The organism is Siminovitchia jepli (genome assembly GCF_047228825.1).
Classification (GTDB): Bacteria; Bacillota; Bacilli; order Bacillales; family Bacillaceae_C; genus Siminovitchia.
In genome coordinates this window covers 1-12,399 of sequence record NZ_JBFEGN010000002.1, presented here as the reverse complement: position 1 = coordinate 12,399, position 12,399 = coordinate 1, and the positions used below count along the sequence as shown (strand labels likewise).

Annotated in this window: 10 protein-coding genes; 7 read left to right on the top strand and 3 right to left on the bottom strand. The window is 41.4% G+C overall.

The features are described from left to right. Positions 1–16: 16 nt before the first annotated feature. Together uxaC and AB1L08_RS01400 are read right to left on the bottom strand one after the other, a co-directional pair. A complete protein-coding gene (gene uxaC, locus AB1L08_RS01405; protein WP_413062884.1) occupies positions 17–1,420 on the bottom strand; it encodes a glucuronate isomerase in 1,404 nt (467 codons plus the stop codon). Between the two features lie 242 nt (positions 1,421–1,662). Further along, complete coding sequence (locus tag AB1L08_RS01400) at positions 1,663–3,567, bottom strand: glycoside hydrolase family 28 protein (RefSeq protein ID WP_413062883.1); 1,905 nt, start codon at positions 3,565–3,567, stop codon at positions 1,663–1,665. A 415-nt stretch (positions 3,568–3,982) separates the two neighbouring features. Here AB1L08_RS01400 and AB1L08_RS01395 point away from each other — a divergent pair, with 415 nt between their 5' ends. The 7 genes from AB1L08_RS01395 to AB1L08_RS01365 all read left to right on the top strand — a co-directional run bounded on the left by AB1L08_RS01395 (position 3,983) and on the right by AB1L08_RS01365 (position 11,092). After that, positions 3,983–4,480, top strand: coding sequence for a TRAP transporter small permease (locus tag AB1L08_RS01395; RefSeq protein ID WP_413062882.1), 498 nt, complete (start codon positions 3,983–3,985; stop codon positions 4,478–4,480). Positions 4,481–4,482: 2 nt separating this feature from the next. Beyond that, on the top strand, positions 4,483–5,778 hold the full coding sequence (locus AB1L08_RS01390; RefSeq protein WP_413062881.1) for a TRAP transporter large permease: 1,296 nt from the start codon (positions 4,483–4,485) through the stop codon (positions 5,776–5,778). Positions 5,779–5,837: 59 nt separating this feature from the next. After that, positions 5,838–6,875 (top strand): TRAP transporter substrate-binding protein, encoded by a 1,038-nt coding sequence (locus AB1L08_RS01385; protein ID WP_413062880.1) that lies wholly within the window; start codon positions 5,838–5,840, stop codon positions 6,873–6,875. 94 nt (positions 6,876–6,969) lie between these two features. After that, complete coding sequence (locus tag AB1L08_RS01380; RefSeq protein WP_413062879.1) at positions 6,970–8,805, top strand: sensor histidine kinase; 1,836 nt, start codon at positions 6,970–6,972, stop codon at positions 8,803–8,805. Positions 8,806–8,872: 67 nt separating this feature from the next. After that, the gene (locus tag AB1L08_RS01375) at positions 8,873–9,625 is read left to right on the top strand and encodes a response regulator transcription factor (protein ID WP_413062878.1); all 753 of its coding nucleotides are present in this window, start codon (positions 8,873–8,875) and stop codon (positions 9,623–9,625) included. Between the two features lie 304 nt (positions 9,626–9,929). Beyond that, complete coding sequence (locus tag AB1L08_RS01370) at positions 9,930–10,937, top strand: LacI family DNA-binding transcriptional regulator (RefSeq protein ID WP_413062877.1); 1,008 nt, start codon at positions 9,930–9,932, stop codon at positions 10,935–10,937. Between the two features lie 5 nt (positions 10,938–10,942). Continuing rightward, on the top strand, positions 10,943–11,092 hold the full coding sequence (locus AB1L08_RS01365; RefSeq protein WP_413062876.1) for a hypothetical protein: 150 nt from the start codon (positions 10,943–10,945) through the stop codon (positions 11,090–11,092). Between the two features lie 64 nt (positions 11,093–11,156). Here the strand turns inward: AB1L08_RS01365 and AB1L08_RS01360 are convergent, their stop codons facing one another. After that, positions 11,157–12,287: an ROK family transcriptional regulator gene (locus tag AB1L08_RS01360; RefSeq protein ID WP_413062875.1), complete on the bottom strand. Its 1,131-nt coding sequence runs from the start codon at positions 12,285–12,287 to the stop codon at positions 11,157–11,159. Positions 12,288–12,399: the final 112 nt, after the last annotated feature.

Genomic DNA, 12,399 nt, shown 5'->3' with positions numbered 1-12,399 from the left:
GGCTCCTCGCAACAGCTTATTTGTCAAATTGAAAATAGTTTTTCGCATTGTAATAGCAGATTCCCTGAACAATTTCACCAAGCATGTCCATATCATCCGGCACTTCTCCGTTTTCAACCCAGCTTCCTATTAGGTCGCACATGAGCCTTCTGAAATATTCATGCCTTGTATAGGAAAGGAAGCTTCTGGAATCCGTCAACATCCCGATAAACCGTCCGAAGAGTCCAAGGTTTGCCAAGGCCTTCATCTGGTCAAGCATGCCGTCTTTTTGATCGTTAAACCACCAGGCAGTCCCAAACTGGATTTTTCCCGGTATACCGCCCTGGAAGTTGCCTGCCATGGCCGCAATCACATAATTATCAGTCGGATTTAAGGAATAAAGAATCGTTTTCGGCAGGCTGTCTTTTTCAGCAAGGGCATTCAGAAGCTGCGATAACGGAACCGCAATCCGCCCGTCGTTGATGCTGTCAAACCCTGTATCGGGGCCGAGCTTATCGAACATTCTTTTATTTGTATTTCTGAGCGCCTTCATATGGTATTGCATCGCCCAGCCGCGTTTTGCATATTCCTCTCCCAAGAATACAAGAACAAAAGATTTATATTGTTTCTCTTCTTCAACAGACAAAGCCTCTCCAGCCAATGCTTTTGTAAAAATCCGTCCGGCCTCTTCCTTTGTCGTTTGTTCGAAGACGACTTCATCCAGGGCATGGTCCGAAACGCGGCAACCATTTTCATGAAAATAGTCAATACGGGATTCCATCGCCTGCAAAAAGCCGTCAAAGTCAGCGATAGCCATTTTCGAAACGGATGCCAGTTTTTCGACCCACTCACGGAAGCCTTCATTTCTGATGTTCAGCCCTTTATCCGGACGGAAGCTTGGCAGAACTTGCACATCAAACGTTTCATCCGCTTTGATTTTTTGGTGATACTCCAGCGAATCGACCGGATCATCCGTCGTGCAAATGACTTCCACATTGAACTTTTGAATGATGTCCCTTGCGCCGAAGCCTGCGCCGGCCAATTGGGCATTCACCTTTTCCCAAATTTCGGGAGCGCTTTTTTCATTCAAAATATCGCGGATTCCGAAAAACCGCTGTAGCTCCAGGTGCGTCCAATTATAGAGCGGATTTCCGATCGTCAAAGGAACAGTTTTTGCCCAGGACAAAAATTTTTCATAATCGTCCGCATCGCCGGTAATATATTTCTCGTCGATACCGTTGGCGCGCATGACCCTCCATTTGTAATGATCGCCGTACAGCCATGCCTCCGTAATATTTTTAAATGTTTTATTTTCATAGATTTCCTGCGGGCTTAAATGACAGTGGTAATCGATGATTGGCATGTCTTTCGCATATTCGTTGTACAGCACTTCGGCCGTTTTTGTCGACAAGAGAAAAGAATCGTCCATAAACTTTTTCATCATGACACCTGCTTTTTCATAGAATATTATTTTCATGAGAACACTAGGCAAAAAGGAGGTTCAAAATCAACAACAGGACGCCGAAATGAACGGGGTCCAAGCAGATACTTGTTGCCACAGCAGCACAATCTCCCTTTTCAATTTTACAAAAAACAAGAAATAACAACGTTGTTATTTTTGAATTGATTATATAATATAACCGCTTACAAAACAACAGCGATATTTTTTTGCTGCTGCCACAGCTACTTCATCACGGATTGAATCATCTTCACCAAGTCGTTCTTTATCGCTTCAGAAATGTGTTCTTCATTCTGATTGCTGATAAAATGGAGCAGATTGTTTAACTTATTATTCCCTTGTTCGATATTTCCTTTTTCAAAATCGCGTGCTGCATTTTCAATTTTCTTTTCTATTGCATTTTTAATACCGGATGGCTGAATATCAGAACCTTCCACATATTTTTTTAATCCCTTTATGTCCGTGTTGATGATGTTTATTGTAAGTGTTTTCACCGGCTCTCTGTTGCCTGTCTGATCTATGGCGCGATATTCAATCTTTGTTTCGCCAGCTTGTTTGATGATAAAGGGATCGGAGTATTCAATCCACGGTCCATCTGCCAATCGGTACTCTATTTTTGCAATCCCGTTTTCATCTTCAGCAGCAAGCTCCACTTCAGCCTTGTTTAAATATGTGCCATCCGAAAGTCTTTCGCCGTTGATTTCTGCAGTCGTTTTTGGGGGCATATTATCATAGCTTTTGCCGTTAATTGTAAAATTGGATAAAACCATGTTTTCTACATGATTGATGAGTGTAGGTGTTTTTACATTGTTAAAACTTGAATTTGTAATTTTAAGATTTTGGACGGGCGCCCTGTCATATGCTCTTATGAAAATGCCGTAGTTGCCGCCGTGGCTGTGAAGGTTGTCAACTTCAATATTACGCACAGTTGGAGTATAGTTCCCTGCATCTCCTTCTTCATAAAGCATATCTATCCGGATGACTTCACCCCCCACTTCATTAACCGTATTATTTCTTAAATAAATATTTTCTGCGAAACCGCCTCTTACGGAGTTTGTTTTAATGCGTAAAACACGATCCAAATTTGGGCTGTCCATTGAATTATCTTCCGCAAAGACGTTCCTGACGCCTCCGGTCATCTCACTCCCTATAACTACACCGCCATGTCCGTCTCTCATTTCATTCCCTTGTATCACAATATTTTCGGAAGGAACATTAATTCGTCTCCCATCTGCGTTTCTTCCGGATTTAATAGCAATACAGTCGTCACCTGTATCAAAGTGAGAATTTTTAATAAGCACATTTTTGCTCGACTCCGGATCGGCCCCATCATTGTTGGGACCGTGTCCAATGACAGTAACATCTTCAATTGTAACGTTTTCAGAAAGTACAGGGTTAATAAACCACATTGGCGAATCAATCAGCGTGACGCCTTCGATCAAAATATTTTTGCTTTCATAGGGCTGTATAAAGCTTGGCCTTAAGTAAGACCCTTCACCAAACTTTCTGTCTTCTACCGGGACTCCGTCTTCAGCCATTTGAAATAATTGGTCTCTTGCTTCTGCCTGGTGCGGCTCTCCCTTTTTCCAGCCATATTCCGTCTTTCCTTTCCAAGGCCACCAGTGTTCATTATCAGCCTGTCCATCAAGTGTACCTTTTCCGGATATCGCAATGTTTTCTTCACCGAACGAATAAATCAGCGGAGAATAATTATACAGTTCGACTCCTTCCCATCTTGTTTTTACTAGCGGTAAATAATCTTTCGGATCTTGGCTGAACTTTAAGACCGCGCCTTCCTCCAGGTAAAGGTTCACATTGCTTTTTAAGTAAATAGCCCCTGTCAGGTAGGTGCCTTTTGGAACAACAACTCTCCCTCCCCCTGCCTCATGAGCTTTAGAGATTGCCTGATTAATCGCTTCAGTCGACTTCGTTAATCCATCATTGACGGCCCCAAAATCGTCAATATAAAAATCCCTGTCAGGAAAAACCGGCTTTTTAATGTTCTCCAGAATTTTGGGCAGTTCGCTGTCCCACACTGAAACTTCCTGGGCATTCGAAGTGATTGGCGCTGCAGCATACTGAAAAATAAGCGCCAGTGAAAAAATGATCGCAGCAAGATACTTCTTCATCTAAAAGCCTCCCATAATAATTTTTTAATTGTTGTGACAGTAAGCAAAACTGCCACTAGAAAAAATGTAAACCCTTCCATTTTATTCCAAAATAAAATAACAACGTTGTTATTTAAAGATTCTAGCAAATAAGTGTTGTTTTTCAAATCCAACTTTCAGCCTATAATCATTCTGTGACAATTGATATATTGGAATGACTGCAAAATAGAGAAAAAAGCTTGGACATGCGGGACCTGCAATTTCCTCTCTAATAATTACAGATTCTTAAACAAATTTGACAATACCTAAAAAAAGTATAAAAAAATCTAAATTTAATACGGTTTCCGAGAGTAATGAAAGCATTTACAATTAATTAAGAAAGCCTTTCATTGTTGAAAAGGTACTTATCCAAAGAATAAAAAAGGGGGAGCTATTTGTGAAGGGGCTTAAACAGGCATGCCTGTTTATCGACAGTCTTTTTGAAAAAGTGGCGTTGGGCTCGCTTATTGCCATGATTATAATTGTAACGCTTCAAGTTTTTACCCGGAAGTTGTTTCATTTTGTATTGTTTTGGTCAGAGGAAGTTACTCTTTTATTGTTATGCTGGTTTTCGTTTATGGGAATTGCCATAGGTGTTCGCGAAAAATTGCATTTAGCCATTGAATCTTTTACCGCAAATTTGCCTCCGGCGGCAATTAATGTCCTAGATAAAGTGGTTGCGCTTGGCACGATGGCTTTTGCGGTGTATTTAATCAAATACGGCTGGGATTTTACTGTATTAATGAGTGATTCAACCCTTCCAGCAACGAAATTATCCAACGCATGGGAGTACGCAATCATGCCAATTACCGGTTTTATGATGATCATTTATGCTTTCTTGCAATTGATTGGCATTGACACGAGGAGACATCATTTGGAAGGTGGCAGCGACTGACAATGGAACCGACAACAATTGCTATAATCATACTCCTTGGCAGCTTTGTTCTTATGCTCCTAATGCGTTTTCCGGTAGCCCTTACTTTAGCTGGCTCCACCATTATCACGATGATATATTTAAATATCCCGCTAGAGGTTATTGGGCAACGGATGATTCAGGGGGTTAATTCTTACGCATTGTTAACAATCCCATTCTTCATTCTGGCAGGCCAGCTAATGAATGAAGGGGGCTTGGCTGTCCGTTTAATCAACCTCGCCATGCTGGTGGTCGGCCGGGTTCGCGGCGGTTTGGCGATGGTAAACACCCTTGCCTGTCTATTGTTCGGGAATATCTCGGGATCAGCTGCTGCGGATGTATCGTCAATCGGATCAGTTATGATTCCAATGATGAAAAAAAAGGGATATAGCAAGGAATTTGCAACTGGTTTAACTTCGGCCGCTGCCATTCAGGGGGTTGTCGTTCCCCCAAGCCATAACTTAATTTTGTACTCTTTGGCTTCAGGAGGCGTATCGATTGCAACCTTGTTTATGGCCGGTGTCGTACCGGGAATCTTGCTTTGTTTAACTCTAATGATTGTAAGCCGCATGTTGGCGATTCGCCAAGGCTTCACACAAACACAAGTCATTGACAAAAAAGATGTTCCAAAGGTAATTAAAGACGGAATTATTTCGGTCATGCCGATTGTTATCATCCTTGGCGGAATTTTCTCAGGCTGGTTTACTGCTTCTGAATCGGGCGCTATTGCAGTTTTGTATGCCGTCATTGTTACTTTCTTTGTCTTTAAGGAAATTCCGTTCAGCCGGATGGGGGTCATCATGATCCGGACGTTCCGGACGGTTTCAATGGTATTATTTTTGATTGCTGCTTCAAATGCTTTAGGGTATGTAATTGCGTACCTGCAAATACCTTCGATGGTTACACATGGTTTATTAAATATCTCTGATAATCCGATTATCGTCCTGCTGATCATCAACATTTTGCTCCTTATTCTTGGATGCGGAATGGATATGGCACCGCTTATCCTGATTATGACACCCATCCTGCTTCCTGTTGTTACCGCAATGGGAATGGATCCGGTGCATTTTGGCATCATCCTGATGTTGAACTTGGGGATTGGACTTTTGACACCTCCGGTTGGCACAGTTTTATTCATTGCTTCGGCAATCGGCGGCCTCCCGATCATGAGAACGGCCAGGGCAATGGCGCCGTTTGGGTTGGTACTCGTTGCCATTTTGATGGTTTTAACTTATGTACCAGCCATCTCGTTATGGCTGCCGCGTGTGTTAGGCCATTAATAGGGAGTTATTAAAATTTATATAACAACTCATTTTTATCATTTGGAAAGGGGATTATCATGAAGAAGTCACCAAAACGTTTATCCTTTATGCTAACTGCAATCCTTGGGGCAAGTCTCGTTCTATCTGCTTGTGGAGGAGCGGGGGATAAAGAAAAAACTTCCGATGGAACAAAATCAGATTCTGACGAAAAAGCGTGGTCTTTCCGTTTAGCTGATAACCATCCGGATAATTACCCAACTGTATTGGGAGATAAAAAATTCGCCGAGCTTGTTGAACAAAAATCGAATGGCCGCATTAAAATTAACGTTTTCCCCAATGGTCAGCTTGGAGATGAGAAATCGATCATTGAACAAGTTCAATTAGGAGCGGTTGAATTCGCACGGGTAAGTACAGGGCCATTGGCTGAGTTCAGTAAGCCGCTGGGCGTTTTTAGTCTTCCATATATCTTTGACAGCTCCGAACACGAATGGAATTTCTTAAACAGCGATAAAGGGAAGGAATTGTTAAAAAGCCTGGAAGGGGCCAAAATGTTAGGACTGGCTTATTATGATTCGGGTGCCCGCCACTTCTATACTACTAAGCCTGTCAAAAATGTTGAAGACCTGAAAGGCCATAAAATTCGGGTGCAACAAAGCCAGATTAATATGGACCTGATTGCTGCACTTGGCGGCAATGCCACTCCCATGCCTTATGGAGAAGTATTTAGTTCTCTGCAGACAGGTGTTATCGATGGTGCGGAAAACAATTTGCCAAGTTACGTTTCTGCCAACCACTACCAAGTAGCGAAAAATATAATCCTTGACGGCCACCAGCGTTTACCTGAAGTAGTTGTTGTGAGCAAGGCCATATGGGATAAATTAAGTGATGCTGATAAAAAGATTATCCAGGAAGCAGCTGAAGAATCTGTAGCCTATCAACGTGAGGAATGGGCTAAAATGGAGAAAGATTCTGAAGCAAAAATAAAAGAGGCCGGGGTTAACATAGTTGAAGTGGATGATCTCACACCTTGGCAGGATAAAGTTAAATCTGTAATCGATAAGTATTATTCAGATTATGCCGATGTTCTCGATGCAATCGATAAGGCAAGAAAATAACATTTTCTTTTCTTGAACTTGGATATAGAAAAACTATGCTACTATTAAAGCATAGTTTTTCTTTTTCCATCTCACAGGGAAACAAGGTGTGTGTATGCGAGATAATAGTAGAAATGCATTTAAGCGGCTGGCACATATGCTGCTTATGAAAGATCGGTCATTGGTTTGCAAGCTGTTTCTTTTTTCTGCACTGCTTGTTGTTGTCCCGATTGGTTTTATTGGTTTTTTTACCTATGAGAAATCAGTCGTAGTCCTTGAGAATGAAGCACGTTCATATAGCTGGCAAATTATAAATCAGGTAAATACTCATATTGAATATTATGTAGGAGATTTTGAGATTGAGGTATTAAAAATATTGAACAACCAGACGGTTAAACGTTTTCTCCATATGGATACCCAAGAGGAATTTGAGTCAAGCGGAATGGAAAGCAATGTCAAACAAGTGTTGCAAAATGCGGCCTACTCAAGATCAGATATAACCAATATTACCATTTCATTGAATCATGTTGCAACGGTTGATGCACTGGATGCCCGCTTTACTCTTTATCATCCAATTGAGCCTTTTCATATGGAGCTCTTTCAAAAAATTCTTCCGGACACCGGTGAAACTGTTATTGTCCCACGAACACTTTCGGATGACGATAACGAGGAGTATGTTATTTCCATTGCAAGAAGGCTGTTTAGCCCGAAGACCTTAAAACCAATCGGTTTTATTGTGATGGATGTGAACTTTAAGCGATTTGAGGAAATTGCCAGCCAAGTCAATATCAGGCATTCGGGGGTTATGTATATCGTTGATTCACAGGGCAATTACGTCTATCATCCAAACTTCTCTGAACTTGGGAAAAAAGCTTCTCTTCAACATATAAATGAAATTCTTCGCGGGAAAAGCGGATCATTTGTCACAAACGGAGATGAGAAAAAATTACTGACATATAGCCATTCTGGATTTTTGGATTGGACCGTCATTACATCTATTCCCTATAAAGAACTGATTAAAAGTTCTGTTTTTATCAGAAACACCATTTTTATTACGACTTTCTTCATCTTACTCGTTGCCGCTATTCTCGGAGCAGGCTTGGCGAGCAGTATCATTAAGCCAATAAGAAAGCTGCAAAAAACGATGAAGCGTGTGGAAAAAGGAGACTTCAGCGGACAGGTCGAAGTTTTATCAAAAGATGAAATTGGTGATCTGACAAATGGATTCAATAAAATGTTAATCCGTCTAAATGAACTTGTAAATGAAGTTTACCTTTCCAAAATTCGGGAAACCGAAATGTTGTTCCGCCAAAAAGTAATAGAACTAAATGCGCTTCAGGCGCAAATCAATCCACATTTCTTATTTAATTCACTCGAGACCATTCGTGGAATGGCTTTAGAATATGGTATGGATGATATAGCAGATATTTCTGCCGCGTTGGCTAAATTATTGCGCTATAATTTAAATAATCATTCACAAACAGTAGCGTTGGCGGAAGAAATTCTACACACAAAAGTTTACCTTCAAATTCAGAAACACCGTTTTGGTGAAAAGCTAGAGTACGAATTCAAGATCCCGGATTGGGCGAAAAGCCAAAATATTGCCAAATTCTCGATTCAACCGATTGTTGAAAACTCATTTAAGCATGGAATTGAACCTTCAGGAGGAATTTCAAAAATCAGCATAACGGCTTTACAGGAATCGGAGGATGCGTATGTCATCCAAATTCAGGACAATGGAATGGGAATTAATCCGGAGAAGCTGGAAGAAATCCGCAGAAATCTAAAACAAAAGGATGTAATGGAAGGCGGACAAGGAATTGGCATGGTAAATGTACACAGAAGAATTGTTCACCTTTTTGGAGAAGAGTATGGAATCAGTATTACAAGCTGTGAAGGATGCGGAGCAGTCATTTGTATTCGCCTGCCGTTGAACAGGTATATTGATTAGCAGATTTACAGGCATGGAAACTGTGTAATTTTAATAATCATTTTTTCTTTATACAGGAAGTGATCGCATGTACACAATCCTTCTGGTCGATGATGAGAAGTGGGTTCGAACGGCGCTTAAACATACGATAGCCAGAACGGGATTGCCCTTTGAAGTTGTTGGAGAATGCACCAATGGATTGGAGGCCTTGGATTTTTTAAAGGAACATTCTGTTGATCTTGTCATGACTGATGTTAGAATGGCCGTGATGGATGGACTTGCCTTCGTGACATCATTGGTAAATGAAAACCGCCAAACAGACTGCGTCATGATCAGCGGCTATGATGAATTTCACTATGTACAGCATGCCTTGCGTTCGGGTGTTATTGATTACCTGCTAAAGCCGGTAGAACTGGAAGATATGAAGAAATGCCTGGAAAAGTGGGAAAAGCTGCGTCTAAAAAATAATCATCCAGAAAATACTTTCGTGAAAGAACCAGATCCGTCTGAGTTATCCACCGTTGAAAAAGTGATGCGGTATGTCAAAAGCAAAATGCCAGGAGAAGTCACTTTAGCAGAAACTGCAAACTATGTACATTTAAATCCAAGTTATCTTAGCAAACTTTTTAAAGACAAGACAAATCAAAACTTTGTAGACTACGTTATTGAAATCCGTATGGATGAAGCGAAGAAACTGCTCGAGACGACATCCTTAAGAATCAATGAAATAGCCGACAGGCTGGGATATTCGGATATTACGTATTTTAGTAATTTATTTAAGCGAAAAACAGGAGTGACCCCATCCGAATATCGAAAGCGTGTGCGGACCAAATTTATATAGGGAGACGAATGCTCGCCCTATTTTCTTTTCCAGCAGGATTCTCTTTCGGTAACACGGTGATAAGGATCGATAATAACACATACATTTACAGCGGGCGCCCTGCGTTTAACGGTTGGCAAGATACTTGTTGTAAAATTTCATGTATTCCAGCATACCTACAAGTTTTTCTTTCGAGCGAAAGCTAGCACTCTTATTTAATATCATATGTAAAGTTGCTCTATTCCCCAAAGTGGCGTTACTTTTTTTAACAACGCTGTTATAATGCTGTATAACGATCAATGGTATGCTAAAAGGGGAAAAATATATGTCCATTACAATTAAAGACATTGCCACCCTTGCGGGTGTGAGCTATTCCACGGTTTCAAAGGCACTGAACAACAGTCCGCTTGTGAAATCCGAAACGAAAGAAAAAATTATCAAGATTGCGGAAGAACTGGGGTACGAGCCGAACTTTGCCGCCCAAAGGCTCGTCTCCAAACATTCCAAGACAATCGGCGTTATCTGGCCGACTGTCGAAAGAATGGCGCCTTCCTCACTTGTAACGAAAATAAATGAAATTGTAAAGAAAAACAACTACCAAATGCTTTTGTCCATTGATACAATCAAAAACTCTCTGGAGACGTTTAAAAAATTCCAAGTCGACGGGGTCATCGTATTCGACGAGCAAGAGGACGAACCCATTGCCGCATTGGCGAAGGGACTGCCCGTCGTTTCCTACGGAGTGGGACAAGACGAAGATGAATATCCGATCATCGATGTCAATTACCAAGGGGCCATGAAAACCGCGGTCAACTACCTGCACCAACTCGGGCATAAGCACATCGCCTTCGTCGGGGATTTTTCCCCCATCGACAACCGCCAGTTCGAAAAATACAAAGGATTCTTGAAGGCAATGGAAGAACTGGGCTTGCCTGTCACGAGAAACCATTTAATCAACACAGCGGGTCTCGAGTGGCTCGACGGATACAGTGCCGTCAACCGGATGCTGCAGTCAGCCGCACCTGTGCCAACGGCGATTATAGGCGCAAGCTACGACATCAGCTCAGGTATCGTGCGCGCCCTCCGAGAAGCCGATTTCACCATTCCAAAGGACATATCCGTCATCGGCTACGACAACATCCCTCAAATGGCCAACCTCGAAGTCCCATTGACAAGCGTCGGGGTTCCGGTACAGTCCATTGCGGACAGACTCGTTCACACATTGATTGACTGCATCCACGGCCAGTATAAACCCGAACAAGACGGACCGCTCAAGCCTGTTCTTACAGAACGAAACTCGTGTGCACAAGCGCGGAAGATACAGGGGGTATAAAGAGCATGCAGGAAAAAAGAGCCCGTTTCGGAAGGAAGCGGGCCCTTTTGACCCATCATCCTGAAAAGTGTATTAAAAAACAGACTCTGGTACAGAGATTGTTGCTAACTGCCATTAAACTTTTTGAACGTTTAACGAAAACAAACAAAACATAAGCGTCAATTAATCCACTAAATTGGTCGCGATCCTTTGACGCTTACTTTTTGGAATGCATTACGATTAATACATAAACTTCTCATAATTAATAATTGCAGATAATGCAGCGCCACGGCTAATGTCATAGCGTTTTGTGCTAAAGATGATAGCTGTGTCTTTGTACACTCTTGGAAGGCTATGGGTGTCCAAGTAGTGTAGGCATTCATTTTGAAATGAGTCAACATGGTTATAAGGTGTGTCGATCACAATAACGGTTGGGTTCAACAGGTGGATGACGACGACGAGTGATTTACCTAGGTAGTAGCCGTATTTGGCAAGGTTATTGCCTAAAGTCTCATCGTTCTCTATACCTTGAAAAAATCCGTTTCTTTCTTTCCACTTTATATCAAGTCTTTCCATTTCTTGTTTAAATTGTTCAATATTTATAAGTGACTCAAGGCAGCCATGTTGACCACAACGGCATTTGGGAGCTTCTGCATCGACTGAAATATGACCGATTTCGCCAGCCGTCCCTGCATGTCCGGGGATGAGAACGTCATCTAGTATAAAGGCACCACCGATACCTTCACTGATTCTTACATAAAAGAGGCTTTGATGGTCATATAGATTTTCATCTTCAATAGCAGTGTGTGCTCCCATATTTACACTATTTTGGATGAAAATAGGGATATCGATACGGGAGAAATGATCTAATGTCACATCTTTCCAATTTAAATGAACGGAAATAGAAACTTTTTGTTCTAATTCATTGATAATCCCTGGTATGCCAATGCCTATCCCAATGATTTGATCATATTTTTCCAGTAGTCGATCTATTAGTTGGACGGTAAATTGAAGAGTTGTCTCCGCATTTGTTCCATCATTTTCAAATTCACCTCGATCAATTAAGGTTCCATCGAAATTAATAATCGAGTATGCAATGATTCGTTTGCTAATTGTGATTCCGATTGCTTTATAGCTATTTGCTTTAATTTGCAATAATATTTTAGGGCGCCCTTTAGTGCTAGGGTCTTTGATGCCTATTTCCTCTAGGACGCCATCTTGAATTAATTCATCTACAGCGAGTGAAATGGTGTTTTTGCTCACATCCATTTCATTTAATAAATCTTTTCTTGTTGTTTGTTGATATCTACGTACTAACGCTAGTATTTTTCTTTTATTTTGTTCTCTTAGTACACTCGTTCCCTTCAGCATAAACCCACTCCTAAAATATACATTCCTCCTTCTATTATAATAGTCTCTCGGCATTCGCCGAGTTAGATGGGTCAAAGGATCTCTTGACCCAACTGTTTGATTCCCCTCCTAC

Coding starts and splice junctions, on each gene's coding strand:
- uxaC (WP_413062884.1), bottom strand. CDS start 1,420: ATGAAAAAGTTTATGGACGATTCTTTTCTCTTGTCGACAAAAACGGCC.
- AB1L08_RS01400 (WP_413062883.1), bottom strand. CDS start 3,567: ATGAAGAAGTATCTTGCTGCGATCATTTTTTCACTGGCGCTTATTTTT.
- AB1L08_RS01390 (WP_413062881.1), top strand. CDS start 4,483: ATGGAACCGACAACAATTGCTATAATCATACTCCTTGGCAGCTTTGTT.
- AB1L08_RS01385 (WP_413062880.1), top strand. CDS start 5,838: ATGAAGAAGTCACCAAAACGTTTATCCTTTATGCTAACTGCAATCCTT.
- AB1L08_RS01380 (WP_413062879.1), top strand. CDS start 6,970: ATGCGAGATAATAGTAGAAATGCATTTAAGCGGCTGGCACATATGCTG.
- AB1L08_RS01375 (WP_413062878.1), top strand. CDS start 8,873: ATGTACACAATCCTTCTGGTCGATGATGAGAAGTGGGTTCGAACGGCG.
- AB1L08_RS01370 (WP_413062877.1), top strand. CDS start 9,930: ATGTCCATTACAATTAAAGACATTGCCACCCTTGCGGGTGTGAGCTAT.
- AB1L08_RS01365 (WP_413062876.1), top strand. CDS start 10,943: ATGCAGGAAAAAAGAGCCCGTTTCGGAAGGAAGCGGGCCCTTTTGACC.
- AB1L08_RS01360 (WP_413062875.1), bottom strand. CDS start 12,287: ATGCTGAAGGGAACGAGTGTACTAAGAGAACAAAATAAAAGAAAAATA.